Source organism: Streptomyces sp. NPDC101393, assembly GCF_044767385.1.
Lineage (GTDB): Bacteria > Actinomycetota > Actinomycetes > Streptomycetales > Streptomycetaceae > Streptomyces.
In genome coordinates this window covers 562,487-588,436 of the sequence record NZ_JBIWNU010000003.1, presented here as the reverse complement: position 1 = coordinate 588,436, position 25,950 = coordinate 562,487, and the positions used below count along the sequence as shown (strand labels likewise).

At 71.7% G+C, this 25,950-nt stretch carries 23 protein-coding genes; 8 read left to right on the top strand and 15 right to left on the bottom strand.

The window, feature by feature from the left end; translation table 11 throughout:
* Positions 1-26: 26 nt before the first annotated feature.
* Together ACIRQ7_RS12430 and ACIRQ7_RS12425 are read right to left on the bottom strand one after the other, a co-directional pair.
* Positions 27-2,234, bottom strand: coding sequence for an OmpL47-type beta-barrel domain-containing protein (locus ACIRQ7_RS12430; RefSeq protein WP_404262019.1), 2,208 nt, complete (start codon positions 2,232-2,234; stop codon positions 27-29).
* Positions 2,231-4,741, bottom strand: a complete 2,511-nt coding sequence (locus tag ACIRQ7_RS12425; RefSeq protein WP_404262017.1) for a ThuA domain-containing protein — start codon at positions 4,739-4,741, stop codon at positions 2,231-2,233. Before ACIRQ7_RS12425 ends, ACIRQ7_RS12430 begins: the two co-directional genes overlap by 4 nt.
* 239 nt (positions 4,742-4,980) lie before the next feature.
* Between ACIRQ7_RS12425 and ACIRQ7_RS12420 the strand changes: the two genes are divergently transcribed.
* Positions 4,981-6,063 carry a multicopper oxidase domain-containing protein gene (locus ACIRQ7_RS12420; RefSeq protein WP_404262016.1) on the top strand — a complete coding sequence of 361 codons (1,083 nt, stop codon included), beginning with the start codon at positions 4,981-4,983 and terminating at the stop codon, positions 6,061-6,063.
* 204 nt (positions 6,064-6,267) lie between these two features.
* Positions 6,268-7,083, top strand: a complete 816-nt coding sequence (locus tag ACIRQ7_RS12415) for an SAM-dependent methyltransferase (RefSeq protein ID WP_404262015.1) — start codon at positions 6,268-6,270, stop codon at positions 7,081-7,083.
* A gap of 77 nt (positions 7,084-7,160) precedes the next feature.
* On the opposite strand, the gene ACIRQ7_RS12410 is transcribed toward ACIRQ7_RS12415, so the two are convergent.
* Positions 7,161-8,072, bottom strand: a complete 912-nt coding sequence (locus tag ACIRQ7_RS12410; protein WP_401467036.1) for a helix-turn-helix domain-containing protein — start codon at positions 8,070-8,072, stop codon at positions 7,161-7,163.
* 91 nt (positions 8,073-8,163) lie between these two features.
* Complete coding sequence (locus tag ACIRQ7_RS12405; RefSeq protein ID WP_401467033.1) at positions 8,164-8,406, bottom strand: DUF397 domain-containing protein; 243 nt, start codon at positions 8,404-8,406, stop codon at positions 8,164-8,166.
* A gap of 195 nt (positions 8,407-8,601) precedes the next feature.
* Here ACIRQ7_RS12405 and ACIRQ7_RS12400 point away from each other — a divergent pair, with 195 nt between their 5' ends.
* Positions 8,602-9,123 (top strand): ATP-binding protein, encoded by a 522-nt coding sequence (locus ACIRQ7_RS12400; protein WP_404262014.1) that lies wholly within the window; start codon positions 8,602-8,604, stop codon positions 9,121-9,123.
* A 350-nt stretch (positions 9,124-9,473) separates the two neighbouring features.
* On the opposite strand, the gene meaB is transcribed toward ACIRQ7_RS12400, so the two are convergent.
* From meaB to mutA, 3 genes are read right to left on the bottom strand one after another with little or no spacing between them, the layout of a single operon-like run.
* A complete protein-coding gene (gene meaB, locus ACIRQ7_RS12395) occupies positions 9,474-10,469 on the bottom strand; it encodes a methylmalonyl Co-A mutase-associated GTPase MeaB (RefSeq protein WP_404262013.1) in 996 nt (331 codons plus the stop codon).
* 13 nt (positions 10,470-10,482) lie between these two features.
* Entirely contained in the window at positions 10,483-12,714 is a 2,232-nt protein-coding gene (gene scpA / locus ACIRQ7_RS12390) for a methylmalonyl-CoA mutase (protein ID WP_404262012.1), read from the bottom strand.
* Positions 12,714-14,597: a methylmalonyl-CoA mutase small subunit gene (mutA, locus tag ACIRQ7_RS12385; RefSeq protein ID WP_404262010.1), complete on the bottom strand. Its 1,884-nt coding sequence runs from the start codon at positions 14,595-14,597 to the stop codon at positions 12,714-12,716. Before mutA ends, scpA begins: the two co-directional genes overlap by 1 nt.
* 183 nt (positions 14,598-14,780) lie before the next feature.
* Here mutA and ACIRQ7_RS12380 point away from each other — a divergent pair, with 183 nt between their 5' ends.
* Positions 14,781-16,076: a hypothetical protein gene (locus ACIRQ7_RS12380; RefSeq protein ID WP_404262009.1), complete on the top strand. Its 1,296-nt coding sequence runs from the start codon at positions 14,781-14,783 to the stop codon at positions 16,074-16,076.
* 21 nt (positions 16,077-16,097) lie between these two features.
* Here the strand turns inward: ACIRQ7_RS12380 and ACIRQ7_RS12375 are convergent, their stop codons facing one another.
* From ACIRQ7_RS12375 to ACIRQ7_RS12360, 4 genes are all read right to left on the bottom strand, one after another.
* Positions 16,098-16,499 (bottom strand): DUF1992 domain-containing protein, encoded by a 402-nt coding sequence (locus ACIRQ7_RS12375; protein ID WP_404262008.1) that lies wholly within the window; start codon positions 16,497-16,499, stop codon positions 16,098-16,100.
* Between the two features lie 116 nt (positions 16,500-16,615).
* Positions 16,616-17,200, bottom strand: coding sequence for a hypothetical protein (locus ACIRQ7_RS12370; protein WP_404262006.1), 585 nt, complete (start codon positions 17,198-17,200; stop codon positions 16,616-16,618).
* On the bottom strand, positions 17,197-18,732 hold the full coding sequence (locus tag ACIRQ7_RS12365; RefSeq protein ID WP_404262310.1) for an ATP-binding protein: 1,536 nt from the start codon (positions 18,730-18,732) through the stop codon (positions 17,197-17,199). Before ACIRQ7_RS12365 ends, ACIRQ7_RS12370 begins: the two co-directional genes overlap by 4 nt.
* A 26-nt stretch (positions 18,733-18,758) precedes the next feature.
* Positions 18,759-19,466 carry a response regulator gene (locus tag ACIRQ7_RS12360; protein WP_401467012.1) on the bottom strand — a complete coding sequence of 236 codons (708 nt, stop codon included), beginning with the start codon at positions 19,464-19,466 and terminating at the stop codon, positions 18,759-18,761.
* A 141-nt stretch (positions 19,467-19,607) separates the two neighbouring features.
* Between ACIRQ7_RS12360 and ACIRQ7_RS12355 the strand changes: the two genes are divergently transcribed.
* Complete coding sequence (locus ACIRQ7_RS12355) at positions 19,608-20,372, top strand: polysaccharide deacetylase family protein (protein ID WP_404262005.1); 765 nt, start codon at positions 19,608-19,610, stop codon at positions 20,370-20,372.
* Between the two features lie 56 nt (positions 20,373-20,428).
* On the opposite strand, the gene ACIRQ7_RS12350 is transcribed toward ACIRQ7_RS12355, so the two are convergent.
* From ACIRQ7_RS12350 to ACIRQ7_RS12340, 3 genes are all read right to left on the bottom strand, one after another.
* The gene (locus ACIRQ7_RS12350) at positions 20,429-20,842 is read right to left on the bottom strand and encodes an SsgA family sporulation/cell division regulator (protein ID WP_401467006.1); all 414 of its coding nucleotides are present in this window, start codon (positions 20,840-20,842) and stop codon (positions 20,429-20,431) included.
* A 178-nt stretch (positions 20,843-21,020) separates the two neighbouring features.
* A complete protein-coding gene (locus ACIRQ7_RS12345) occupies positions 21,021-22,547 on the bottom strand; it encodes a PH domain-containing protein (protein WP_404262003.1) in 1,527 nt (508 codons plus the stop codon).
* Positions 22,544-23,062 (bottom strand): PH domain-containing protein, encoded by a 519-nt coding sequence (locus tag ACIRQ7_RS12340; protein ID WP_401467000.1) that lies wholly within the window; start codon positions 23,060-23,062, stop codon positions 22,544-22,546. The genes ACIRQ7_RS12345 and ACIRQ7_RS12340 overlap by 4 nt, the downstream gene beginning before the upstream one ends.
* Positions 23,063-23,220: 158 nt before the next feature.
* Between ACIRQ7_RS12340 and ACIRQ7_RS12335 the strand changes: the two genes are divergently transcribed.
* Complete coding sequence (locus tag ACIRQ7_RS12335; protein ID WP_404262001.1) at positions 23,221-23,850, top strand: TetR/AcrR family transcriptional regulator; 630 nt, start codon at positions 23,221-23,223, stop codon at positions 23,848-23,850.
* A gap of 20 nt (positions 23,851-23,870) precedes the next feature.
* Here the strand turns inward: ACIRQ7_RS12335 and ACIRQ7_RS12330 are convergent, their stop codons facing one another.
* On the bottom strand, positions 23,871-24,284 hold the full coding sequence (locus ACIRQ7_RS12330; RefSeq protein WP_404261999.1) for an SsgA family sporulation/cell division regulator: 414 nt from the start codon (positions 24,282-24,284) through the stop codon (positions 23,871-23,873).
* Between the two features lie 294 nt (positions 24,285-24,578).
* On the opposite strand from ACIRQ7_RS12330, the gene ACIRQ7_RS12325 reads away from it, so the two are divergent.
* The gene (locus ACIRQ7_RS12325) at positions 24,579-24,740 is read left to right on the top strand and encodes a hypothetical protein (protein WP_404261998.1); all 162 of its coding nucleotides are present in this window, start codon (positions 24,579-24,581) and stop codon (positions 24,738-24,740) included.
* A 113-nt stretch (positions 24,741-24,853) separates the two neighbouring features.
* Complete coding sequence (locus tag ACIRQ7_RS12320) at positions 24,854-25,915, top strand: nitrous oxide reductase family maturation protein NosD (protein WP_404261996.1); 1,062 nt, start codon at positions 24,854-24,856, stop codon at positions 25,913-25,915.
* Positions 25,916-25,950: the final 35 nt, after the last annotated feature.

Below are 25,950 nucleotides of genomic sequence, written 5' to 3'. Positions count from 1 at the left end.
GTGGGTGCGGTGTCCGATGCCGGTGGTCACAGCTCCTGGATGCGGATGTTGCGGTACGAGACCACATCCGTCTCGCTGTGGACCTGGAGGCCGAGATAGCCGGAGGCGTAGCGGCGGCCGTCGGTGCCGGGGTCGTCGTCGCGCGGCGGGTTGAAGACCTGGCCGCCGGTGTTGTCGAACTCGTTGAGCAGGGCGCCGTTGCGGTAGATCGCATAGTGCTGGTCGACGACGCGGATCTCGTAGTCGTTCCAGGTGCCCTTGGGCGTGACCCCGGCGCCGCCGAGGCCGACGCGGTCGAAGCCGTAGACGGAACCGGTCTTGTACATGTCGCCGTCGGGACGGTCCAGGATCTGGATCTCGTGCCCGTACTTGATGGCGACCCACTCGGGGCGGGACTCCTCGGGGTGGTCGTGGACGTTCGGGAAGCGGACGAAGACCCCGCTGTTGGCGTTGCCGGTGCCGGGTGCGTCGTCGCGGAACTGGAGCTTGAGGGAGAAGTTGTCGTAGGTGCGCCCGGGGTACCACAGCATGCCCATGCCCGGCACGGTGGAGCTGCTGGTCATGGTGCCGTCCGCGCCGAGCCCGAAGGCGCCGCCGCCGACCTGCTGCCACCGGTCGAAGGACTTCTGCGTCCCGTCGAAGAGGTCGCGGTAGCCGGTGTGCTGCCCGGGGGTGCCGATGCCGGACTGCCGGGCGGCCTTGTTGAGGGCCTTGTACTCGCGGTTGTCGACGACCCCTGCCGTGAGCAGACCGTCGGCGACACCGCGCACGTGCTTGAGGAAGAGGGCCTGCGACGACCAGTCCTTCTCGTCCTCGATCAGCTCGTTGATGGCGCACCGGTTGGGGGTGATGCGGTTGGGGATGCCGGTGTTGACGCTGCCGATGATGACGGTGAGCCGCTCGTCCCACTCGGCGCAGTGGGGCGCCGGCACCCCGCCGCCCTCGGCGACGGTGAAGGAGACGGTACGGGCCTCAGCGGTGTTTCCGGCCTTGTCGGTGGCCCGGTGCGCGACGGTGTGCCGGCCGGTCCGGTCCACGACGACGGGCGCGGTGTAGGCCAGGTAGGGGCCGCCGTCCAGGGCGTACTCGGTCTTCGCGACGCCGGAGCCGTCGTCGGTGGCGGTGACGTTCACCGTCGCCCGGTTGACGTACGCGCCGTCGGAGTTCTTGTCGCCGGTGACCTTCGCCGCGGTCTCGGGAGGTGTGGTGTCCTCGGCGGGCGGGGCGACGACGGTGAAGTCGGCGGTCTTCTCGGGTGCGGCGTTGCCCGCCTTGTCGGTGGCGCGGTAGCGGAGCGTGTGCGCACCGGCGTCGTGGACCATGACGGGTGTCGTGTACGGCTGGTAGGCGGCGTCGTCGAGGGCGTACTCGATGGTGTTGACGCCGGAGCCGGTGTCGGATGCCGACACGGTCGCCGTGGCACTGCCGATGTACGCGCCGTCCGCGTCCTGTTGGCCGTCGAGCTTCACGGAGGTCTCGGGCGGGGTGGTGTCGTCCGTGGGGGGCGCGGCGACGGTGAAGCCGGCGGTCTTCTCGGGTGCGGCGTTGCCCGCCTTGTCGGTGGCGCGGTAGCGGAGCGTGTGCGCGCCGACCTTGTCGATCACGACCGGCGCCGTGTACGGCTGGTAGGCGGCATCGTCGAGCGCGTACTCGACGGTGTCCACCCCCGAGCCGTCGTCCGTGGCCGTCACGGTGGCGGTGGCGCTGCCGATGTAGGCGCCGTCGGCGTTCTGCTGTCCGTCGAGTTTCGCCGAGGTCTTCGGGGGAGCGGTGTCGGAACCGCCGCCGTCCGTGACGACGAGGACGCCCTGCATGCCCTCGTGGCCCGGAATGGTGCAGTGGTAGCGGTACTTGCCCGGTGTGAGGGTGACCTCGGCGGTGTGCTTGCCGCCCTCGGCGTCACCGGGGTTGGCGAGGATGTTGAGGGTGACGTCCTGGTTGTAGTCGGGGTTCGAGGTGTCGAAGGTCAGGGTGTGCGGCATCCCCATGGTGTTGCCGGTGGCCGTGCTGTTCTCGAAGACGAGGGTGGCCTTGCCGGCCACCGCCGTGGCGGGGGCGGAGGCGTACTTCGTGATGTCGTCGCCCGCGGTCCAGGTGAGGGTCTGCTCGGCCTCCCGCGGGCCCGGCTGCCCGTACGCCGTCGCCGACGCCGGCCCGAGGAACAGCAGCAGGCAGGCCAGCAGGGCCGTCCAGGCTCTCCGGTGGATCGGCGCTGTCCGGGATCTTGGCATCATCGGGCCGCCTTCCGGGCGAGTTGGCTCGGCACGGGAGTGGGCGCCCCGCCGGTGTACGTGACGCGCCACAGCGCGGACTTGGCGTCCGAGGTGAAGAAGCCGCGCCCGTAGTCCAGGACGTAGAGCGCGCCGTCCGGCCCGAAGGTCCAGCCCATCAGATTGCGGATGCCGTCGGCGCCCACCGGGATGATCTTGTCCAGGCTCTCCGCGTGGGCCGGCAGCCCACCGCTGCCCGCGGTCTTCGGGTCCATCACGACCGCGTGCCGGGGCTGGTCGCCGTCGTAGAAGTCACCGACGAACCACTTGCCGTCCCAGTAGGCCGGCCACTTGTCCTTGCTCGCACTGTCCGCGTCGTAGCGGTAGACCGGGCCGTCCATCGCGGCCTGCCCGCCGCCCTTGAGCCAGGGGAGCAGCAGCTTCTGCTCGGAGAGCTGGTAGCTGGGGACGCCGTTGGCGTCACGGGGGAAGTCGGCGCCGCCGCCCTGCGGGGAGTACCAGATGTTGTTGGCCTCGGCGGGCGGGATGTTGACCAGACCGTCGTTGTTGGGTGACTCGTTCTTCAGGTGGTCGCAGTCGTACCAGCCCAGCGGCTTGGTGGGGTCGGGCAGATTGCGGTCCCGGTAGGGCTGCTTGTTGCCCATGCAGAACGGCCAGCCGCGGTTGGACGGATGGGTGATCGCCGCGAAGGTGTCGTACTTCGCCGGGCCCCAGGTGGGGGACGGCTCGGTGGCGTCCGGACCGACCCAGCCCGCGTAGAGGGTGTCGGTCTTCTTGTCGACGGAGATCCGGGACGGGTTGCGTACGCCCATCACATAGATCTCGCCGCGGGTCTTGCCGCCGCCCTCGTCGGTCTCCTTGCCGGTGAAGAGATTGCCCTCGGGCAGCGAGTAGGTGCCGTCCTGCTCGGGGTGGATGCGCAGGATCTTGCCGTTGAGGTTGTGGGTGTTGCCCGCGGTGCGGCGGGCGTCGGCGAACGAGACGCCCTTGTAGGCGGGCTCCGGGTTGTTTCCGGAGTAACCGTCGCTGAACTGAGAGGAGTTGTTGTCGCCGGTGGCGATGTAGAGGTTGTTCTTGGAGTCCCAGGCCATTCCGCCGCCCGCGTGGCAGCAACTGTGGATCTGCACGGGCCACTTGAGCAGAACCTTCTCGGATGACAGGTCCAGCTTGTCGGTCGCCGGGTCGATGGTGAACCGGGAGACCCGGCGCTCGGCCATCTGCGTATCGCGGTTGATCTGCGAGTGCGGCGTGTAGTGGAGGTAGATCCAGCCGTTGGAGAGGAAGCCCGGGTCGAGTTCGATGCCGAGCAGCCCCTCCTCGTTCTTGACGAGTTCGTCGCCGCCGCCCTTGTTGCCGAAGACGGTCACCGAGCCGGCGGCCGTGACCTTCTTGGTTTTCGGGTCCCAGATGTGAACGGTGCCCTCGCCCTTGCCGACGTTCGGGTCGCTCCAGTCGGTGACGACGGGGGCCGCGCCGTCGCCGCCGCCGCGGCCGATGTAGAAGACCCGGCCGTCCTTGGCGGTCACCAGGCCGTGCGGTTCGCCGATCTGGTCGGACATGCCCGGCTTGTTGGGTGAGGTGACCCGCTCGGCGGTGTAGTTGGTGGTGATGGTGGCCTGGCAGTCGGCGCGCGCGAGCCGGGTGGTCCACATCAGGGCCCCGCGCAGATGGGCGCGGAAGTCCGCCTCCTGGAAGCTGTCGGCGGTGCCGCCCATGCCGGTGTAGAAGGAGCGGCCGCCGTCGTAGTCATGGCACCAGGACATCGGGTGGTCCCAGCCGTTGGCACCGTCGCCGGGCCGGTAGGTGTTCTCCCGGACGCGCGCGACGGTGTGCACCGAACCGCTGGGATTCTCCGCCCAGTTGATCCACTGATCGGGGCGCTTCCACTGCACCGGCAGGTCCTTGGTGGCCGGATTGGCGCGATCGCCGACCTCGACGGTGGCCCGCTGCGCGCCGGTGGGGCTCTGTGCGGCGGGACGGGCGCCGATCAGGCCGGTGAACCACTCCGAATACGGCTCCGCGCGGGCCGCGTCATGGATGCCGAGGAAGCCGCCGCCGGCCTCCATGTAGGCCTCCAGGCCGGCTTCCTGGTCGGGGTCGAGGATGTCGCCGCCGCCGGTGAGGAACACGACGGCGTTGAACGTGCCCAGCCGGGGCTTGGTGAAGACCGCCGGGTCGGCGGTGGCCTCGACGCTGAAGTGCTCACCGGCGGGGCCCTGTTGGCCGAGCTTCTCGATGGCCGCGATGCCCGCGTCCACGGTCGGGGGTTCCTCGCCGGCCGAGGCGTGGAACACCAGGACGCGGACATTGTCGCTCCCCGGTGGTGAGGGCAGGTTCAACGTGGTGGCGGACCGCTCCGGTGCGGTCCCGGCCAGTGCGGGAGTGCCGCCGAGCAGCGCGGCGGTGACGGCTGCCGCGGTCAGCCCCGCCGCCCATCCGTAGCGCTCTCTCGGTCTGCGTGTGCTCAACCCTCGTATTTCTGAGGGTTTTTGACGCGGTGTGCGCCGCATGGTCCACCCACCCCTCTCCGGTCACAGGAACAGCCGATGAAGCTAGACCTCTTTCGGCGGCTCGCCAAGAGCTATGACCGCAAGGCAACAAACTTTGTCCTTGCTGTGGATAAACGAAGATCGTGGGGCTACCGTCCCAGAGGGATCAATTCCCGCCACTTCTCCCGCACTTGCTCCTGTGCCCTCTTCCGCCCCTTGTCCCTCTCCCCCCGCGCCACAGACCCGCCGATGGGAGCACGATGACCGAGGCAGCCGACCGCACCAGTCCGCCCGCCCTGCCCAGACGCCTCTTCAACCGCCGCTTCCTGGCGGGCGGCGCGGCCGTCGCCGCGCTCGGCCCGACCGCCGCGGCCGCCGCACCCGCCAATCCGGTGGCGGACACCGGCGGCAGCAGGGCGGTGGCGGCCGGCGAGGTGAAGCGGATCAAGCTCTATGCCGAGAAGCTGGCCGACGGCCAGAGGGGGTACGGGCTGGAGAAGGGCAAGGCCACCGTCCCGGGCCCGCTCATCGAACTCGTCGAAGGCGACACCCTGCACATCGAGTTCGAGAACACCATGGACGTCGAGGCGAGCCTGCATGTGCACGGCCTGGACTACGACGTGGCCAACGACGGCACCAAGATGAACCACAGCTCCGTCGAGCCGGGCGGCACCCGCACGTACACCTGGCGCACGCACGCGCCGGGCAGGCGCAAGGACGGCAGCTGGCGCCCCGGCAGCGCGGGCTACTGGCACTACCACGACCACGCGGTCGGCACCGAGCACGGCACCGGCGGCATCCGCGCCGGTATGTACGGCCCCGTGGTGGTGCGCCGGGCCGGCGACCCGCTCCCCGACAAGCAGTTCACCATCGTCTTCAACGACATGACGATCAACAACCTGCCGAAGGGGCCGGACTTCAAGGCCACCGTGGGGGAGCGGATCGAGATCATCATGATCACCCACGGCGAGTACTACCACACCTTCCATGTGCACGGTCATCGCTGGGCGGACAACCGCACCGGGCTGCTGACGGGCCCGGACGACCCCAGCCGGGTCATCGACAACAAGATCACCGGCCCGGCCGACTCGTTCGGCTTCCAGATCGTCGCCGGCGAGGGGGTGGGGGCCGGGGCCTGGATGTACCACTGCCATGTCCAGAGCCATTCCGATATGGGCATGGCCGGCCTCCTCCTGATCGCCAAACCCGACGGCACCATTCCCGGCCATGACGACCATGGCGGCCACGCGAGCCACACCAGTCACAGCGCGCCCGCCGACCCCGAGAGCCACAGCGGGAAAAGCAGCCACAACGGCCCACCCGAACACGACATGGCCGGATGAACACCCCCTGTTCGACGACGCATTGGAGGACGCGAGGGCGCACTCGAACAGCAACTCACCACCTTGCACAACGTGCTGTGCCCGCGGCCTGCAACAACCGCCATTTGGTGGGTATGTTGGAGCCTGCACCGGCGCGGTCGGCCGTGATGGCACGGTCGTCCGTCGCTCCATGGCGGTGGGTGTCGAACGACGGGAAAGTGTGGAATGAGCCAGGAAACACAACCGCAGTCCAGCGCCGTCGATGTCAGCGTCCCGAGTGTGGCGCGGATGTACGACTACTACCTCGGCGGCAAGGACAACTACGCCGTTGACCGCGAGGCCTGCGAAGAACTCAACAAAGTCGTGCCCAGCACCCAGGTGCTGGCGATCAACAACCGGCGCTTCCTGCAGCGCGTGGTCCGGTGGCTGGCCCGTGAACACGGCATCCGGCAGTTCATCGACCACGGATCAGGCCTGCCGACCCAGGACAACGTCCACCAGGTCGCGCAGCAGATCGATCCGCAGTCCCGTGTGGTCTACGTCGACAACGACCCCATCGTGCTGGCGCACGGCCGGGCGCTGCTGGAGGAGAACGTCAACACCGCGGTCATCCAGGCCGATATGCGGGACACCGACGGCATCTTCAGCAGCCCCGAGGTCGAGCGCCTGATCGACTTCGAGCAGCCGGTCGCGGCCCTCTTCGTCTCCGTGCTGCACTGCATCACGGATGCCGACGACCCGGCCGGCCTGATAAAGCAGGTCGCCGACCGGCTCGCCCCGGGCAGCTTCCTGGTGGTCTGCCAGCTGATAAGTGAGGACGCGGCAACCCGCGATTTCGTCACCGAATTCATGCGCGTCAGCACCCAGGGCCAGTGGGGCCGGGTGCGGCAGGCACACGAGCTGGAGCAGTTCCTGGAGGGGCTGGAGATCCTGGAGCCCGGCCTGGTGGAGGTCTCCACCTGGATGCCGGACTCCGACGTCGGCCCCAAGCAACTCACCAAGGAATGGATCGAGTTCGGCGGAGTAGCCCGCAAGGCGTAGTCGGCGAGGCACAGCGAAGTGGGGCGGGACCCGATCGGGTCCCGCCCCACTTCCCGCTTGTCCTGCGCTCCGGCCGGTCAGCTCTCCTGCTGCTTGAGCAGGCGCTCCAGTATGGCCTGCGACTCGCGAGGCGATTCGGCCTGCGCGCTGAGCCGGTCCATCACCGCGAGGTAGTGGTCCACATCATCGCGCTTGTCCAGATAGAGCGCGCTGGTCAGCTGCTCCAGATAGACGATGTCGGGCAGATCCGGCTCCTGGAACCGCAGGATCGTGATCGGACCGCCCGCCGCGGCGAGACCACCGAGGCTGAACGGCGCGATCTGCAGCGTGACATTGGGCAGCTCCGCCGTCGCCAGCAGATGCCGCAGCTGATCGGCCATCACTTCCGGGCCGCCGGGTGAACGCCGCAGCGAGGCCTCGTCGATGACGGCCCACAGCCGCGGCGCGTCCTGGATGGACAGCAGATTCTGCCGCTGCACCCGCAGTGCCACCCGCCGCTCGATCTCCTCGGCGGACGCCCGCGGATGGCCGAGCTGGGTCACGGCGCGGGCGTAGTCCGCCGTCTGCAGCAGGCCCGGCACGAACTGGACCTCGTACGTACGGATGACCGAGGCGGCTTCCTCAAGACCGATGTGCGTCTCGAACCAGCCGGGCAGCACGTCGTTGTACTGGTGCCACCAACCCGGGCTGCTGGTACGGCCGGCCAGGGTGAGGAAGTCGGTGCGGTCGGACTCGTCGGTGATGCCGTAGAGCGTCAGGAGATCCGCGACATCCCGCTCCTTGCAACTCACCCGGCCGAGCTCCAGGCGGCTGATCTTCGCGTGCGAGCCGCGGATCGCGTCCCCGGCTGCCTCGCGGGTGATGCCCGCCGCCTCGCGCAGTCTGCGCAACTGAGTGCCCAGCACGATCCGCAGGACCGTCGGGCCGCCGCGCGGGTGGTCGAGGTAGCGGCGCAGTGAAGGGTCGCGACTCTGCTGCGCGGCGCTCATGCTGACTCCCCTGGGTGGTCGGGCGAACGCCCAGTGTCCCATCGCCCGGCGTGTTCGTACAGTCGTGGCGACTATCCAGCCGACATATGCGTCAGCCGAGGCCGATGAGGTCGTCGAAGTCGCCGTCCTTGGCGCCCTGGACGAAGGCCACCATCTCGTCGTGCGTGTAGACCAGCGCCGGGCCGGACGCGAACCTGGAGTTGCGCACCGCCACCCCGCCGTCGGAAAGAACGGCCAGCTCAACGCAGTTGCCGCTGGGGTTGCTACGGCGGCTCTTGCGCCACACGGCGGGCTCGATGCTGGTTGCCCGCATGCCGTTGGTCACCGACTCCATTACAGCTGCTCCTTGCTGGAGGACGCGCCTCCGACCGATCTCGAGCCCGCGATCACGATGGCGTGAACAAGCCCCTGTGCGACCGTCCTTACCGATGCAATTGCAGATGTACTTGCAGCGGGGGGCGGCTGCCGAGGATATTAGCTCTCCCGGGCACTCCCGCCCAGCCCCGAATTCCCCTTCGCGGAGATCGTGATGACGACACATCCGGTAGAGACCGTGCACGACACCCTTCGGGAGGAAGCGTGTGAGGAGACCTGGTGGCTGCCGGGCCCCGACGACTTCGCCGCCTGCGCGCTGAGCGGTTCCGCGCGCACCGTCGCGGACGCCCGCCGCTTCACCCGGACGACGCTGGCCGGCTGGGAGATCTGCCCCGATGTCGCCGAGGACGCGGCGCTGGTGGTCTCCGAACTCGTCAGCAACGCCCTGCGGTACGGATCGGAGGGCGGCCTGATCGAGGAGCAGGTCGAGGCGGGCGACATGGTGCTGCCGGCCTCGGTCGCTCCGGCCTGGCTGGCACTGACCCGGCAGGAGACCACCGTGCTCTGCGCGGTGTCGGACCCCGGCGCCACCGCGCCCGTCGTGGCCCCGCACCAGCCGCTCGCCGAATCCGGCCGCGGGCTGCAGATCGTCGACCGGCTGAGCGACTCCTGGGGCTGGACGTCGCCGGACGGTTCGGGCAAGACGGTCTGGGCCGCCATGTCGATGCGCGGCTGACCTTGCCGGTGGGGTCAACGGCCGCCCAGGGCTGGGCGGTTGTCCCCGTGCCGGGCGGGTGTCCCGCGCCGGATGGTTGTCCCGTGCCGGTCAGGCGCGGTCGAAAGGGCCGCCTGCGGACGGATGCGGCCCGATCGCGATGTCGTCGGCCGCCGGGACCGCTCGTGGCAGCACAGCGACGTCACGTGCGGTGGCAGCCAGTTGGGGCTGAATAGTCCTACGCGCAGGCCCCTGGGCGGCCGGCAGCCGGGTGCCGGGCCGCAGCGGGCCCCGTGCACCGCGGGCGTGCCTCCAGGCCGCCGCCCGCGGCGTGTGCCGGACAGGGAAGCGCTCGATCCGCCCGGAGAGGGTCAGGCCGGGCCCGTCAGCCCGAATGCCGAGAGCAGACGCTCGGCGGCAAGGGTGGCGGTGATCTGCCCCTCGCGCACCTCGCGCTCGATGCCGGGGCCGAGCCGGCGTACCTCCGGATGGTCCTGGAGGCGGTCGATCAGCCGCTCCCGCACCATCGCCCAGGTCCAGTCGACCTGTTGGGCGCGGCGGCGTTCGGCCAGTGCGCCGCTGGACTCCAGCAGGGTGCGGTGCTGCTCGATCCGTTCCCACACCGTCTTCAGCCCGCTGCCCTCGCGGGCGCTGCAGGTCAGCACCGGCGGCGTCCAGGCGGCGTCCGGGGGCTGCAACAGCCGTAGCGCACCCGCCAGTTCGCGGGCCGCAGAGCGGGCGTCCCGCTCGTGCGGGCCGTCGGCCTTGTTGACGGACACCAGGTCCGCCAGCTCCAGCACCCCCTTCTTGATGCCCTGGAGCTGGTCGCCGGTGCGCGCCAGGGTCAGCAGCAGGAAGGTGTCGACCATGCCGGCGACGGTGGTCTCGGACTGGCCGACACCCACCGTCTCCACCAGGACGACGTCATAGCCGGCCGCCTCCATGACCACGATCGACTCGCGGGTCGCCCGCGCCACCCCGCCCAGCGTGCCGGACGTGGGGGAGGGGCGGACGAACGCCGCAGGGTCCGTGGCCAGCCGCTCCATCCGGGTCTTGTCACCCAGGATGGAGCCGCCGGTCCGGCTGGAGGACGGGTCGACGGCGAGCACCGCCACCCGGTGCCCGGCACCGGTCAGCAGCGTGCCCAGCGCGTCGATGAACGTCGACTTGCCGACACCCGGCACCCCGCTGATGCCCACCCGGCGCGCCGTACCCGAATACGGCAGCAGCTCGACCAGCAGGCGCTGGGCGGCCTCCCGATGGTCGGCGCGGGTGGACTCCACCAGCGTGACGGCGCGCGCGATCCAGGCCCGGGAGCCCGCACGGACGCCCTCCGCGTACCGTTCGACATCGATCGTCACAGGCATCAGCGGCTCCGGCTCACAGCTCGTGGCCGAGGACCTGTGCCAGGTCCTTCACCAGGTCGAACGCGGCATCCGGGATGACCGTGCCGGGCGGGAAGACCGCGGCGGCGCCCATGTCGCGCAGCGTCTGCACGTCCTGCGGCGGGATCACCCCGCCCACCACGACCGTGATGTCCTCCCGGTCCTCGGCCGCCAGCGCCTCGCGCAGCGCCGGCACCAGCGTCAGGTGGCCGGCCGCCAGTGACGACACCCCGACGATGTGCACATCCGCCTCCACCGCCTGCCGGGCGACCTCGGCCGGCGTCTGGAACAGCGGGCCGACGTCGACGTCGAAGCCCAGGTCGGCGAAGGCCGTGGCGATCACCTTCTGGCCGCGGTCATGGCCGTCCTGGCCCATCTTGGCCACCAGGATGCGCGGCCGGCGCCCCTCGGCGCGCTCGAACGCGTCCACCAGTGTCCGGGTGCGCTCCACGCCGGAGGAGGGGCCTGCTTCGTCTCGGTACACACCGGAGATCGTACGGATCTGGCCGGAGTGGCGCCCGTACACCGATTCCAGGGCGTCCGAGATCTCGCCGACCGTCGCCATCGCGCGGGCCGCGTCCACGGCCAGCGCGAGCAGATTGCCCTCCAGCCCCTCACCCGGACCGGACTTCGCCGCGGCGGCCAGCGCCCGCAGCGCGTCCTGGCAGGCGCTCTCGTCGCGCTCCTCGCGCAGCCGCCGGAGCTTCTCGATCTGCTGGGTGCGCACCGAGGAGTTGTCGACCTTGAGGACGTCGATCTCCTCATCGGTCTCCACGCGGTACTTGTTGACGCCGATCAGTGCCTGGCGTCCGGAGTCGATGCGCGCCTGGGTGCGGGCCGCGGCCTCCTCCACCCGGAGCTTGGGGATGCCCGCGTCGATGGCCTTGGCCATGCCGCCGGCCGCCTCGACCTCCTCGATGTGCTGCCAGGCCCGCTGCGCCAGATCATGGGTGAGCTTCTCGACGTACGCGCTGCCGCCCCACGGGTCGATGACCCGGCAGGTGCCCGACTCCTGCTGGAGGAAGAGCTGGGTGTTGCGGGCGATACGGGCGGAGAAGTCGGTGGGCAGCGCGAGCGCCTCGTCGAGGGCGTTGGTGTGCAGCGACTGGGTGTGGCCCTGGGTCGCCGCCATCGCCTCGACGCACGTACGGGTGACGTTGTTGAAGACGTCCTGCGCGGTCAGCGACCAGCCCGAGGTCTGCGAATGGGTGCGCAGCGAAAGGGACTTGGGGTTCTTGGGCTCGAACTGCTGGACCAGGCGCGCCCACAGCAGGCGGGCCGCGCGCAGCTTGGCGATCTCCATGAAGAAGTTCATGCCGATCGCCCAGAAGAACGACAGGCGCGGGGCGAAGGAGTCCACGTCCATGCCCGCGTCCATGCCCGCGCGCAGATACTCGACCCCGTCGGCGAGGGTGTACGCCAGCTCCAGGTCGGCCGTCGCGCCCGCCTCCTGGATGTGATAGCCGGAGATCGAGATGGAGTTGTAGCGCGGCATCTTCTGCGAGGTGTACGCGAAGATGTCGGAGATGATCCGCATCGAGGGCTGCGGCGGGTAGATGTAGGTGTTGCGGACCATGAACTCCTTGAGGATGTCGTTCTGGATGGTCCCGGCCAGCTTCTCGGGCGGTACGCCCTGCTCCTCGGCGGCCACGATGTAGAGCGCGAGAACGGGCAGCACCGCGCCGTTCATCGTCATCGACACGGTCATCTTGTCCAGCGGGATGCCCTCGAAGAGCTGCCGCATGTCGTAGATCGAGTCGATCGCCACACCCGCCATGCCGACATCGCCGGTCACCCGCGGGTGGTCGCTGTCGTAACCGCGGTGGGTGGGCAGGTCGAAGGCGACCGACAGGCCCTTCTGGCCGGCGGCGAGGTTGCGCCGGTAGAAGGCGTTGGACTCCTCGGCGGTGGAGAAACCGGCGTACTGCCGGATCGTCCAGGGCTGGTTGACGTACATCGTCGGATACGGGCCGCGCAGATACGGCGTGATGCCGGGGTAGGTGCCCAGGAAGTCCAGGCCCTCCAGGTCCTCCTCGGTGTAAAGCGGCTTGACGTCGATGCCCTCCGGGGTCTCCCAGGTCAGGTCCTCGACGCCCTTGCCGGTGGCTTCCGCCACCGCCTCGGCCCACTGCCCGGCGTCGGACGCGCCGGCCGCCGTCTTCGGGTCCGTCAGCTCGACCGTGCTGAAGTCCGGGATGGCGCCCGCCTGTTGCGTCGTCTTGTCCATCACGCCACCTCCATGACGTCCAGGGCCGAGGACAGCACCTCGACCGCGTCGCAGCCCGCGAAGACAAAGGAGTCCACACCGGCCTGTACGTATTCCTCCCGGCGCTCGCCCGGCTTGCCGGCCAGATGCACCCGCAGTGCACCGGCCGACCTCAGCGCGGCCGCCACGGCCGCCGCCTGCTCGCCGTACACCGCGTCGCCCGCACACAGGCAGGCGATCCGCGCACCGCTACGGGTGAACGCCTCCGCCACCGACTCCGCGTCCACCGACGCCGGCTCCTGCACCGTCTCGATCCCGCCCGCCTGGAAGAGATTGGCGGCGAACGCCACCCGCGCGGTGTGCGTGGCGACCGGTCCCAGCGCGGCGAGGAAGACCTTCGGCCGGTCACCGGTGGCCGCCAGATGGGCGTCGGAACGCGAGCGCAGCGTCTCGTACGCGTCGTCCCTGCGCACCCGGGGCAGGCCACCGCCGACCGGGGCGGGTGCCGGATCGCGGTGTACGGCGGGCTCCGCGAGATGCGGGAACTCGCTGACGCCGGTGATCGGTTCACGGCGCCGGGCGAGGTCCTGTGAGCGGCGCTGCCAGGTGGCCGCGAGCCGTTCGCGGATCAGGCCGGAGCGCAGCGCGGCGGCCAGGCCGCCGGCGCCCTCGATCTCCTGGAACCACGCCCAGCCCGCGCGGGCCAGCTCGTCGGTGAGCTGCTCGACGTACCAGGAGCCGCCCGCCGGGTCGATCACCTTCGACAGGTGCGACTCCTCCAGCAGCACGGACTGGGTGTTCCGGGCGATCCGCCGGGCGAACGCGTCGGGCAGACCCAGCGCGGCGTCGAACGGCAGCACCGTCACCGCGTCCGCGCCGCCCACGCCGGCGGACAGCCCGGCGACCGTGGTGCGCAGCATGTTCACCCACGGGTCCCGACGGGTCATCATCACCGTGGAGGTGACGGCGTGCTGACGCTGCGCGGCGGCAGCGGGGGAGACGCCGCACACCTCGGCCACCCGCGCCCACAGGCGCCGGGCCGCGCGCAGCTTGGCGATGGTCAGGAACTGGTCCGCGGTGGCGGCGTAGCGGAACTCCAGCTGCGCCGCGGCCGCGTCGACGTCCAGCCCGGCGGCGGTCAGCTCGCGCAGATAGGCGACACCGGTGGCCAGCGAAGCGCCCAGCTCCTCGGCGGCGGAGCCGCCCGCCTCGTGGTACGGCAGCGCGTCGACGGCCAGCGTCCGCAGACCGGGTGCCTCGGCCGCGCAGCGCACGGCGAGCCGGGCGGCCGCGTCCAGGTGGGTGCGCAGACCGCCGTCGTCGCCGGTACGTGCCACCAGCCCGAGGGGGTCGGCGCCCAGGTTCCCGGCCACCTCGCCGGCCGGAACACCGGACGCGGCGTACAGCCGCAGCAACTCCTCGGCCGCGGTGGCGAAATCGGCGCCCGCGTCCAGTACCACGGTGGCCAGGTCCAGATAGACGCCCTTGAGCGCCTCGGCCAGCCCGGTCACCGGCACGCCGCCGTCACCGACGGTCAGCCAGAGCGAGGTGACGCCGTTTTCGAGATCGGCGAGCACCGACTCGTTGGCGCGCTGCGGATCGGTGTGCTCGTGGCGCTGGCGTACGTCCCAGCCGGAGACGGTCGTGCCTTCGGGGCGTCCGGCCCGTACGAAGGGCGGGAAGCCGGGGTGGCCCAGGGCGGCCGTGTGGTCCTCGGCGGTGTACAGCGGGCGGATGCGGATTCCGTCCTGGAGCTCGGTGGCGAGCGCGTCCTCGGCGGCGGCGCCCGCTGCCTCTGTGACGCCCGATTTGCGCAGCACGCCTTCGACGAGGCGCTGCCACTGCTCTCGGTCCGCGTCCGGGAATGCGGCGGCCAGGGGGAGTTCGGGGGACTCGGCGGTCATGGCAGCAGGCTAGGCGAACGACCGTTAGCCGGAGCAGGGGCTCCAGCTGTGACCTTGCACTCGTTGACCTCGTGTTTGTCCGTATTCAGGGCGACATTCCGGCGTGAGGTGATCTTGCGCGCGGCGCGTCGGGCGCGTCGCCGCCTTGGCTACGGTGGGCGCGGCCCCCGACCGAGGAGCGGAATGTCCAGGCCGCCGATCACCCGCCGCACCGCCGTCGCCGCATCGCTCTCGTCCCTCGTCGCCCTGGCCGCCCTCGCCGCCCCGGCGGTCCAGGCGCAGCCACGTCCCGGCCCCGGAGGCGCGGCTGCCTGCTCCGGACGGACGGTCGCCTCCTGGTCGGCCGAGCCCGCCGTCACCGGGGAATTCGCCCGCTACGGCAATGACAACACCCGGGTCGACGACTGGACCGGCGGCGACGGCACCCACTCGGTGCGGCTGCCCGACGGCAGGACCCTCTGGCTCTTCTCCGACACCTATCTGGACCGGATCCACCCGCCGCCCGGCCCGCTGGGCGAGCCCTACGGCCGGCGCACGTCCGACACGGGCAGCACCCCCTACCTCCGGCACAACACCGCCGTGGTGATGTCCCGTTCGGGCCGACTGGAGCGGACCCTGACCGGCGGCGGCGCCGGTCAGGCACCCGGAGCGTTCTTCCCCGACCCGGCGGGCGGCGGCTGGCGCTGGCCGGTCCGGGCGAGCGTGCAGTCCCGCACCCCCGGCTCGCCCCGGAAGGTCGTGCGGGTCCTGCTGTGGAACCGCGCCCCCGGAACGGGGCCGTGGGCCTTCGGCGTGCCCCGCAGCACCGAGGTCGCCACCCTCTCGCTGCCCGGCCTGCGCCTGGAGGGCATCACCGAGGTCGTCGGCCAGGCCTCCGTCACCGACCCGGGGCGGCGGGTCCTCTACGGCGCCGCGACGGCCTCCGCGGGCGGCTGGACCTACGTCTTCGGCGGCGACGACCGGCCCCGGACACCGGCCTCCAGCGCCTACCTCGCCCGGGTCCCGGCCGGGCGACTCGCCCGCCGCGCGGACTGGCGCTTCTGGGACGGGGAGCGCTGGCGGCGGCGGGCCGGCAGCGCGGTACCGGTGCTCGCGGCGGGTGGCGGCCGCGGGGTCGGCAGCGCCTTCACCGTCGTCCGCGACGGCGCGGCGTGGGTGCTGATCACGACGGCCACCGGGGGCGCGGGCACCGCCGGGATGAACGCCTTCACCAGCTACTGGTCCTGCTCGCCGCAGGGCCCCTGGCACGGCCCGAACGGCCGCATCGTGCCACCCCGACCGTCCGGCGACGGCCCCCGCCACATCACCGCCTACAACCCCCAGGCGCACCCGGAGTTCACCGCGTCCGGACGGCTGCTGCTCAGCTACGACATCAACTGGATCGGTCCGCCCGGTGTCCCGCCCGACGCGCGGCTCAACGGCAATGTGGATCTCTACCGGCCGCGGTTCCTGCGCGTACGGCTGGGGCCGGCGCGCTGACCGGGTGGCCGTGCCGGCCCGCTACCGTCCGTGCCGCTGCCGCCATTCGCGGGCGATCTCGTCGATGTCGAAGGGCGACAGCCGGAGCGGCGGACCTTCGAGGGGAGCACGGATCGCCTCGCGGATCCGGCCGTTGACGGCCGTCAGGATGCGGCGCAGTGAGGCCTCGGTGGGGGCCTGGCGCGCTGTCTCCAGCGCGTCCTGTGCCTCCTTGCGCAGGACCAGCGTCGGCGGGAGGTAGGAGAGGTCCTCGCGGCTCATCTTGTCCTTGATCCACCACAGCTCGTCATACGGCTGGTCGAGGTGGCGGAGCGGCTTCCCGATGCCCTTGAGGTTCGCGAAGTCACCCCGCTCCGACGCCTCGCGGATCTGCCTGTCGATCCAGCTCTCGAAGTCGACGCCAGGGGGTTTGCGCTCGGTCATCACGAGTCTCCCGGGTTCGGGGCCGGCCGGTCCGCACGGCACGCGGGTGCCTGTGTTCACCGTAGCGCGGCCGCGGCGGGCCCCGGCCGGGGCCGGTCACGCCGCGGCCGCCGGGCTCACGGCGTGGGGCTCGGCTGGACCACCGGGAAGGCGTTGTTGCCGCCGCAGACCATCGGGCCGACGCGGACGCTGTCGCCCGACAGCGTCACGGCGACCTGCCCCGGCGGCTTGTTCCCGGGGACGCGGGCGTTGGCCGCGGTGCACACCAGCTGGTTCAGCGAGGCGGAGTCCAGCAGCTTCGCGTTCATCGGCAGGCCGATCACGACCGCGCCCTCCGCGGCATCGGCGGTCAGCCTGCCGGGGAACTCCGGCAGCACGCTGGAGAGCCCGCGCTGCCGTTCGGCGTGGTTCGGGCCCCTCATCAGCAGCTCGATCGCGTGCTCCGGGTCGACCGGGGCCTTGGCCGGCCGGGTCGCCGAGCGCAGCCCGGACGGCCCGTAGAAGAACAGCTGGACATCGGCCTCGGGCTGGCCCGGTGCCTTCACCCCGACGGCCGGGGCGCCCGCGTCGATGACGTCGGTGGGGGCGATACCGCAGCCCGCCGACGCACCGGCCAGCGCGGCGGCCAGCAGACCGGCCGGCACCAGCCGCCGGGACCGGCCGGCGGCGGGCGGGGTCGCGGATGTGGCCTGCGCCCTCATGCGTCGTGCTCCTTTCCGGCGGCGGGTTCCGTCTCGTCCCGGCCGGCCTCCTTGACGGGCTCCTCGTCCCGTTCACCGGCCGTTCCGGCGCGGTGCAGGGGCAGATCGACGGTGAACACCGCGCCGCCCTCGGCGGAGTTGGCGGCGTGCAGCGTCCCACCGTGCAGCCGGACGTTCTCCATCGCGATGGCCAGCCCCAGACCGCTGCCCTCCGAGCGGGCGCGGGCCGAGTCCGCCTTGTAGAAGCGGTCGAAGACATGCGGCAGGACGTCGGGGTCGATACCGGGACCGCTGTCGGCGATCTCGATCAGCAGCCGGTCCGCCCCGGGCGCGGGGGAGTGCAGCAGCACCCGGACCGGCTCCCCGCCGTGGTGCAGGGCGTTGCCCACCAGGTTGGCGACCACCACGTCCAGCCGGCGCGGGTCCAGCCGGGCCCGCACGTCCGCCGGCAGCTCCGTGGCCACCCGCTTCTGCCAGGCCCTGGCCTGCAGGGTCTTACGGATGGTCTCGGCGACGTCCACCTCGTCCAGATGCAGCGAGGCGGCGCCCGCGTCGAAGCGGGAGACCTCCATCAGGTCCTCCACCATCCGCGCCAGCTTCCCGGTCTCCTGGCTGATCAGCCGGACCGCCGAGGCGGTGTCCGGATCGAGGGACCCCGCGTCCTCGTCGAGCACGTCGGTGACCGCGGACATCGCCGCCAGGGGGGTGCGCAGCTCGTGCGAGACATCGGCGGCGAAGCGCCGGGCGTTGGCCTCCAGCCGGCGCAGGTCGGCCATGCTCTCCTCCAGCCTCGCCGCCATGTCGTTGAACGTCCGGGACAGATCGGCCAGTTCGTCGGTGCCCTTCACCTCCAGCCGGGTGTCCAGCTTGCCCTCCGCGATCCGCCCGGCGGCCTGCCGCAGACCCCGCACCGGCCGCAGCACCCCCCGCGCCGCGAACAGCGCCGGGATCACGGCGAGCGCGAGCACCGGCAGCGCGCCCCGCTGCGCGGCGGACACCAGCGCCTCGACATTGGCCTCCTCGGCGTGCAGCGGCAGCTGGGCGTACACGGACAGTGCGGAGGCCGCGCCGTCGGACTGGCGCACCGGAACACCGATGAGCAGCCAGGGGGCGCCGGCCCGGTCGACTCGCTGGAAGGCCGGCACATGGCGCTTCTCGACCGACTCCTGGAGCTCGGACGGTATCGCCACGCTGCGCCGCAGTCCGCCCTCGGTGCTCTCCGGGACACCGCTGTAGTGCACGGAGATGTCCCAGTCGCGGGACTTGCCGGACCGCTCCAGCTGGACCCGGAAGGAGTCCAGGTCCGCCTGGGAGGGCGGCACCTGCAGCTCGGGCGCCAGCGAATTGATCTGCGCCCGGAGGTCGTTGACCGCGATGTCCTGGGAACGCTGCAGGATGGCGTTACGGGCCTCACGGTAGGTCAGCGCCGCCGTGGTCAGCGCGCTGACGGCGGCCACCAGCAGGAACGCGACGACCAGCCGGGCCCGCAGCCCGCGCAGCGGCTGGCGGTCGACCGTCCGCAGGCGGGTCAGGCTCCGCGGCAGGCGGCCGAAGCGGCTCACAGCGGCCCGAAGCGGTAACCGAAGCCGCGCACGGTCTGGACGTAGCGGGGGCTGCGCGGGGTGTCCTCTATCTTCGTCCGCAGCCGCATGACACACGCGTCCACCAGCCGGGCGTCACCGTGATAGCTGTGCTCCCAGACGTGTTCCAGCAGCTGCTGGCGGCTGAAGACCTGCCCGGGGGTGGCGGACAGGAACAGCAGCAGCTTCATCTCCGACGGGGCCAGCGCCAGGTCCGCGCCGGCCTTCGCGACGACCAGACCGGCGCGGTCTATGGCCAGTTCGCCGTAGGTCTCGACCGGGGCGGGGCCCGGCTCGGCGGTGGCCGGCTGGCCGTCGGCGGGCAGCGCGGTGCGGCGCAGCACGGCACGGATCCGGGCCTCCAGGACCTCGCCGCGGGCCGGTTTGACGATGTAGTCGTCGGCCCCCGCCTCCAGTCCGAGCACCACGTCCAGGTCGTCGCCGCGGGCGGTGAGCATGATGATCGGCAGCTGCCGCTCGGCGCGGATCAGCCGGCAGACCTCGAAGCCGTCCTTGCCGGGGAGCATCAGGTCCAGCAGGACGATGTCCGGTCGTACGCCCGGCAGGATCTCCAGGCCCTCCTCGCCGCTCGCCGCGGCCGCCACCTCGTGGCCGCGCCGCCGGAGCGCGAGACTCACCCCGTCCCGTACGGCGGCGTCGTCCTCGATCAGAAGTACACGTGGCATGGGCCCAGTATCAAAGACTTTCATGATGGATCCGTAACAGGAGCAGCCTGCCCGGAATCCCGCGCATCTGTCGTGGTGCAGGGCGGCACGCGCGCAGCGCGAACGCCGCCGCACGGTACGCACACGAGGGACGGGACACACATGGCACGGCGCTTCGGCATCGAGGGCGGGATCATCGGGGTGGCCACGGCGGCGGTGGCGTCGCTCGCGGTCGTGGGGGTACTCGCCCTCACCCAGTCCGGTGCCGCCACCACGGCCAGTGCCGACACCGCGCAGGGGGCCGGGTCGCCGGCGACGGCCAAGGTCGACGCGTCCATCGTGCACGCCTCCGACCGCCCCGGCCGCAGCCTCAACATCACCATCGACGACGGCCCGGACCCCCTCTGGACGCCGAAGGTGCTGGCGGTGCTCAAGAAGCACGACGTCAAGGCGGTGTTCTGCATGATCGGACCGCAGGCCGCGGCCCACCCGGACATGGTCAGGCAGGTCGTGGCGGCGGGGCACAAACTCTGCGACCACACCACCGACCACAACACCGCCATGGACCACCGGCCGCAGGACTACCAGTCGCAGCAGATCCTGGGGGCCCGGAAGATGATCGAGGACGCGGCGGGCGGCGCGAAGGTCGCGTACTACCGCGCCCCCGGCGGCGCGTTCACCCCCTACAGCCGGAAGCTCGCCGCCGGAGTGGGCATGCGCCCGCTGGGCTGGAACGTCGACAGCAAGGACTTCGAGAGCGGCAGCGTGCAGGCGATCGATTCGACCGTACGGGGCGAACTGTCCAACGGGCCGACGGTTCTCTTCCACGACGGCGGTGGCAACCGTGCCCTGACCGTCGAGGCGTTGGACCGCCTGCTGCCGTGGATGCGGCAGCAGGGATACGGCTTCGGCTTCCCGCAGCGCTGAGGGGAGTGAGCCGCATCGGGCGGGCCGCCGCACATCATCGGCCCGCCCGCTGCGGCTCACGCCGCGCCGAACAGCTCCGCGAGGCCGCGGTCGACGTCGAGATGCGTCTGCTCGCAACCGGCGGGCACCGCTTCGTAGGAGCGCGCCAGGAACTGCCGGACGTCGGCGGTCCGCAGCTGGACCATGGCGATGCCCTCGTCCGCGTGGAACTCCATCACCGTGCGGTCCGGGCCCGCCGGACGGACCCGCACATCGCCCCGTCCGGTGCGTGAGTGCAGCCCCTCGGCGAGCAGTTCGCGGGCGAACGCCCAGTCCACGGCCGCGCCGTCCAGGGAGATCTCCGGCGGGAAGGACATCCGCACCGCCAGCGGGTCGGCCGGCTGGTAGTGCAGCACCGCGGGCACCGCGTGCGGACCGGGCGTGGTCGCGATGAGACGGACCTGGACGGCTTGGTCGATGACATGTGGCATCGCGGCTGCTCCCTCACGGCTGTCGGTTCATGGGCACGGCTCGTCCACTAGGACGACGGACCGGGGCCCGTAGTGCACGCGAGGGGGGTGTGATCTGCGTCATGTCGTGGATCCCGGAGGCGATTCGGGGTAGCCGACGGGGGCCCGGACCGGGCTGCCGTGCCCACGCACCCGCGCCCTACCCGCCCGTCGGGGGCGGCGGCGCCAGGAACTCCTCCAGGATTCCCGGGGCCACCGCCGAGGCGAAGGCCGGGGCGCTGCCCGCGTCGAGGTCCGGGATGCGGTAGCCGTCCTCTCCGGCGGCGACCGCGGCGGTGAGCGTGACCAGTCCGGCCCGCCGGGTGAACGGTGAGGTGGTGAACGTCCAGGCGGCGACGGCCTCCCGCTCCAGCGCCAGGGTGTCGCGGCTGAAGGTGCCCGAGCGGGCGATCAGATAGCGGCCGCGCACCCCGTGCCCCAGGTTGCGGTACGCGTCCCGCGCCAGCCACAGCCCCACCGGCGTCGAGACCAGCGCGTACGCCCAGGCGCAGTGCAGCAGGACGGGTGTGAACGCCGCGCCGAGGCCCGCGAGGAGGGCGGTGCCCGGCAGCACCACCCACACCAGGGCGCGCACCCGCCGCCGGCGCAGGGCGCCGCGCGGATGCGGTGTCCGCGCGCCGTCGGGGAAGGGGGAGCGCAGGGCGCCGCTCGCCACCCGTAGCGCCTCGCGGCGCGGCGCGGGCGGCAGCAGCACGCTGCGCTTGCGGTTCTCCTCGCGGTTGCCGAGGCCGCCCGCCACCGCGCCGACCGTGGCGCCGCCGCCGGCCCGCAGCAGCAGCGGCTCACGCAGCAGCACGCCCCGCAGCCGGGCCCGTTCGACGGTCACCGACCGGGTGGTGAGCAATCCGCGGCGGACCCGCAGGGTGCGGGGGTCGCTCCACTCCAGGACGTAGTTCCACCAGCCCTCGACGTAGAGGACGACCGCACCGGCCGAACCGAGCGCGACGATGCCGAGCACTACGGCCGGGACCGTCAGCCACAGCATGCCGGCGCCGAATTCGGTGAACGCCCGCTGCACGAAGCCGAGTTTCCACGGTTCGATACCGATGCCGTCCAGCGTGCGGTAGGCGGCGCCGGCCGCGGCGAACACCCCGCCGATGACCCAGAAGGTGAGTGGTGCGTAGCGCAGCCAGCGCCAGGTGATCCTGGCCAGCACCGGGTCCTTGGTGGCCGCCTCGGTGTCGGCGTGGGCGAGCAGTTCGGTCCGCAGCCGGTCCGCCGCCTGTGCCGTCAGCGCCTCCAGCGACAGCTCGCCGGCGCCCGAGCCCGCCGTGCCGGCCCGCAGCACCGTGACGCCCAGCAGCCGGTGCAGCAGAGTGGCCGTCAGGTCGACGGTGCGGATGCGGTGCAGCGGGATGCTGCGCAGCCGCCTGGTCAGCAGCCCGCTCCGTACGTCGAGGGAGTCGTGGGTGACCCGGAAGTCCGTACGGGCCCAGCGGACCAGGCCGATCAGCGTGACGACGGCGAACGAGGCGGCGATGGCGGCGAGCGTGATCCAGGCCCCGGTGGTGATCCGGCCGCCGGTGGCCAGCGCGGTCAGCGCCAGCGAGCCGAGCGGCGCCGCCATCCAGCCGCAGTGCACGAGGAGGGTGCGCGGGTCCAGCCGGCGCCACGGGGGCGGATCGGCGAGGGCCGCTGCCTCGCGGAGGTGTGCGGGGCTGCTCATGCGGCGTCCCCCGGCACGTCCTGGGCGGCCTCGCCGATGCGCCGGGACAGCTCCTCGGCGTCCGCGTCGGAGAGTCCCGCGATCTTGATGTCGCCCGCCGTGGACGCGGTGGTGACGGTCACCGTCGCCAAGCCGTACCGCCGTTGTATCGGGCCGCGCACGGTGTCCACCGTCTGCACCCGGGACAGCGGGGCGATCCGCCGCTTCTGCCGGAACCAGCCGCTCGCCGCGTACACCGCCCGGCCGCCCAGCTCCCAGGCGTGCACGGAGTACCGCCACCGCGGCATGACGAGGAGATAGCCGACGGCCGGCAGCACGAGCACCACCAGCAGCAACGGCCCCAGCCACGGCAGCGCGCCGGGGAAGAACAGCACCGCGAGCACGGCCATCGCGACGGCGGTGCACAGCATCGGACCGCTCAGTGTCAGCAGTGCCTGGACGGTCCACCAGCGGCGGGCGCGGGGATCGACGCGATGGCGGGGCGGCCGCAGGAGCGGGGCGGCGTGCTCGGGCATGAGGGTCACCGGTTTCCAAGTCAACTGTATTGAATGCCTGTACGTTATAACGGTACAAGCGACTTGTAAAACGGTTGCCGCCTCGACGGGAGCCCCTCAGCACAGCGGTGGTGACCGCCCGGCGGAAGCCCCTCGGCACAGTGAAGGAGCGGCCGCCGATGCCCAAGAAGGTGGACCACGAAGCCAGGCGCGAGGAGATCTCCCAGGCGCTCTGGCGGATCGCGAGCACCCGCGGCCTGGACGGCGCGAGCCTGCGCGAGGTGGCCGCCGAGGCCGGAATCTCGCTCGGCCGGCTCCAGCACTACTTCCGCACCAAGGACGAGATGCTCGCCTTCGCCCTGAGGCGCATCAGCGCGCTCGCCGAGCAGCGGATCCGCGAGCGCATCGAGACACTGGCCGAGGAGCCCTCACCGCGCGTCATCCTGCGCGCCTGCCTGGCGGGCCTGCTGCCGCTGGACGAGAAGAGCCGCATCGGGACGCTCGTCGGCGCCGCCTACTTCGCCCGCGCCGTGCACGACGAGGCGCTGCGCGCCGAGGCCAGGGACGGCACGCCCAAGCTGCGGGCCTTCTTCGCCGACCAGCTGCGGCGGGCCGCCGAACGCGGCGAACTCGCCCCGGAGCGCGCCACCGAGGACGAGGCGATGCTGCTGATCAGCCTCGTCGACGGCCTGGCCTCCTACGTCCTGCTGGAGGTGCACAGCCCGGAAGGGGCGCTACGGCTCCTCGATCTGCACCTGGCGCAGCTGTTCGGCACCGCGGAGCCGCCGGGCGCCACGGGCCGCGGGTAGCGAGGGGCGGGGCTCGACGGCTACGCCTCGCGCAGCAGCGCGGCGAGGTCGCCGTCCACGTCCAGGTGCCGGCCCTCGCCGCCCCTGGCCACCAGCCCGTAGCTGCACGCCAGGAAGCGCAGCAGGTCCCGCGCGTCGAAGTGCACCCTCGCGGTCCCGTCGGCGGTGTGGAACTCGATCACGGTCGTGTCGGGGTCGTGGGGCCGGACCGTCACATCGCCCGCGCCGGACGACTGCCGCAGCCCCTCCTGCAGGAGTTCGCGGCCGAACGTCCACTCCACCTCGGCCCCGTCGAGGGAGGCGGCCGGCGGGAACACCACCCGCACCGCGTACGGATCGGCGCGGTCGTAGCGCAGGGCCGCCGGAATCGTGCGCGAGCGCGGCGCCGTCGCGATGAGACGGGCCTGGACGGCTTGGTCGATGACGGTGGACATCGCCGGTTCCCTTGCGTTCGGTGCGGATCCTCTGCCTCTACGCCGAGTAGGACGGACGGGGCGGGACGCCAGTGCATCGGCATCCTGCGTGAGCTGTGTCACGACGCTCTGATGGCGGTGAGGTTGTGGTCCTTGTGCCCGGGGAGGCGGGGGAGATGGGTGAGACAAGGGAGGGGAGCGAGACGGGTGCGGCGCGGGCGCCGGGTCGCCCGGCCGGCCACACCCGCTCGGCCGAAAGGACGATTTACCGGCCGCACCGGGTGTCGTCCGGCCTCCTCGCGGCGTTGGCCTGCCATGACCGATCCCCGTCTCCGCCCGTGGTTGCTGCCGGCAAGCCTCGCGATGCTCCTGGCGGAGGCGGTGCCGGACGGGCCGGCCGATGCCCCGGCCGCCGAACCCGAGCCGTCCGGCGCCCAGCCGGGCAGCGACCCGGACCGGCCACCGAACCCGGTGTGACGCGGGCCTGACGGCGGTCCGGGAGCCGCGCCGGAAAGCTGCGCCGTGCACTCAGCGTCGTCATCGGGTTACCACATGTGGCGAGCGCCGGCGATCGCCCATAGCTTCGCCTCATGAAACGAGAGCTGAAGGCCGTGCTGTGCCTCGGAACAGCCCTGGTCACAGGGCTTGCCGCGGCACCGTCCAGCGGCGCCGCGGACAAACACGTCGTCCACCCGGGGGAGTCGATCCAAAAGGCCGTGGACGCGGCCGGACCGGGGGACACCCTCTACGTCGCCCCCGGCACCTACCGGGAAAGCGTCCTGATCAAGAAGTCGGGCCTGACCCTGACCGGAGCCGGCCGGAGGACCGTGATCCTGCCGCCGGCCGGCACCCGGGCCGCCCAGAACTCCTGCGCCACCAGCGGCAACGGCATCTGCGTCCTCGGCAGCGCGGGCCACCGCCTCAAGAACGTCGCCGTACGCTCCCTGACCCTGAAGGGCTTCAAGAAGAACGGCCTGTGGGCCTCGGAGACCGACCGGCTGAGCGTGCGCGAGGTGGCCGCGCGCGACAACGGCGTATGGGGCCTCGCGCAGGAGAAGTCCACCCGGGCCGTCTTCCGGGACAACACCGTCACCGGGAGCGGTGACTCCGGCCTCATGGTCGCGAACACCGTCGACGAGGAGGGCGGCGCCATCGACACCCGGGGCACCGTGCTCAGCGGCAACCGGCTCTCCCAGAACCGGATCGGTATCACCGTCCGGCGCGCCCGCCACCTGACGCTCGATTACAACGTCGTCACCGGCAACTGCGGCGGAGTGTTCATCGTGGGCGACGAATCGCGCCCCCGGGCCGGAGCCCTGACGGTGCGCCACAACGACGTCTCCAAGAACAACAAGTACTGCCCCGCGACCAAGCGGCTGCCCTTCCTGCAGGGCTCGGGGATCGTCCTCACCGGCGCCGAGGACACCCTCGTCCAGGCCAATCTGATCCGCGACAACGTCGGCAAGTCCCCGCTCTCGGGGGGCGTCGTCCTCTTCCACAGCTTCGTGAACGCGCTCAACGAACGCAATGTCATCAGCGACAACGTGGTCGTCCGCAACAAGCCGGCCGACCTGGCCAACCGGGACACCGGCAAGGGCAACCGATTCGTCCGCAACGTCTGCCGGACATCGGTGAATGCCGGCAAGTGCTGACCGGCGTGCGTACCCTCACCAGGAGAAACGAGACG

Excerpts from the sequence above, each read along its gene's own strand:
- ACIRQ7_RS12355 (WP_404262005.1), top strand. The coding sequence starts at position 19,608 with ATGGCACGGCGCTTCGGCATCGAGGGCGGGATCATCGGGGTGGCCACG.
- ACIRQ7_RS12340 (WP_401467000.1), bottom strand. The coding sequence starts at position 23,062 with ATGCCCGAGCACGCCGCCCCGCTCCTGCGGCCGCCCCGCCATCGCGTC.
- ACIRQ7_RS12335 (WP_404262001.1), top strand. The coding sequence starts at position 23,221 with ATGCCCAAGAAGGTGGACCACGAAGCCAGGCGCGAGGAGATCTCCCAG.
- mutA (WP_404262010.1), bottom strand. The coding sequence starts at position 14,597 with ATGACCGCCGAGTCCCCCGAACTCCCCCTGGCCGCCGCATTCCCGGAC.
- ACIRQ7_RS12415 (WP_404262015.1), top strand. The coding sequence starts at position 6,268 with ATGAGCCAGGAAACACAACCGCAGTCCAGCGCCGTCGATGTCAGCGTC.
- ACIRQ7_RS12350 (WP_401467006.1), bottom strand. The coding sequence starts at position 20,842 with ATGCCACATGTCATCGACCAAGCCGTCCAGGTCCGTCTCATCGCGACC.
- ACIRQ7_RS12320 (WP_404261996.1), top strand. The coding sequence starts at position 24,854 with ATGAAACGAGAGCTGAAGGCCGTGCTGTGCCTCGGAACAGCCCTGGTC.
- ACIRQ7_RS12345 (WP_404262003.1), bottom strand. The coding sequence starts at position 22,547 with ATGAGCAGCCCCGCACACCTCCGCGAGGCAGCGGCCCTCGCCGATCCG.
- meaB (WP_404262013.1), bottom strand. The coding sequence starts at position 10,469 with ATGCCTGTGACGATCGATGTCGAACGGTACGCGGAGGGCGTCCGTGCG.
- ACIRQ7_RS12360 (WP_401467012.1), bottom strand. The coding sequence starts at position 19,466 with ATGCCACGTGTACTTCTGATCGAGGACGACGCCGCCGTACGGGACGGG.
- scpA (WP_404262012.1), bottom strand. The coding sequence starts at position 12,714 with ATGGACAAGACGACGCAACAGGCGGGCGCCATCCCGGACTTCAGCACG.
- ACIRQ7_RS12370 (WP_404262006.1), bottom strand. The coding sequence starts at position 17,200 with ATGAGGGCGCAGGCCACATCCGCGACCCCGCCCGCCGCCGGCCGGTCC.
- ACIRQ7_RS12410 (WP_401467036.1), bottom strand. The coding sequence starts at position 8,072 with ATGAGCGCCGCGCAGCAGAGTCGCGACCCTTCACTGCGCCGCTACCTC.
- ACIRQ7_RS12405 (WP_401467033.1), bottom strand. The coding sequence starts at position 8,406 with ATGGAGTCGGTGACCAACGGCATGCGGGCAACCAGCATCGAGCCCGCC.
- ACIRQ7_RS12375 (WP_404262008.1), bottom strand. The coding sequence starts at position 16,499 with ATGACCGAGCGCAAACCCCCTGGCGTCGACTTCGAGAGCTGGATCGAC.
- ACIRQ7_RS12380 (WP_404262009.1), top strand. The coding sequence starts at position 14,781 with ATGTCCAGGCCGCCGATCACCCGCCGCACCGCCGTCGCCGCATCGCTC.
- ACIRQ7_RS12325 (WP_404261998.1), top strand. The coding sequence starts at position 24,579 with ATGACCGATCCCCGTCTCCGCCCGTGGTTGCTGCCGGCAAGCCTCGCG.
- ACIRQ7_RS12330 (WP_404261999.1), bottom strand. The coding sequence starts at position 24,284 with ATGTCCACCGTCATCGACCAAGCCGTCCAGGCCCGTCTCATCGCGACG.
- ACIRQ7_RS12400 (WP_404262014.1), top strand. The coding sequence starts at position 8,602 with ATGACGACACATCCGGTAGAGACCGTGCACGACACCCTTCGGGAGGAA.
- ACIRQ7_RS12425 (WP_404262017.1), bottom strand. The coding sequence starts at position 4,741 with ATGCGGCGCACACCGCGTCAAAAACCCTCAGAAATACGAGGGTTGAGC.
- ACIRQ7_RS12430 (WP_404262019.1), bottom strand. The coding sequence starts at position 2,234 with ATGATGCCAAGATCCCGGACAGCGCCGATCCACCGGAGAGCCTGGACG.
- ACIRQ7_RS12420 (WP_404262016.1), top strand. The coding sequence starts at position 4,981 with ATGACCGAGGCAGCCGACCGCACCAGTCCGCCCGCCCTGCCCAGACGC.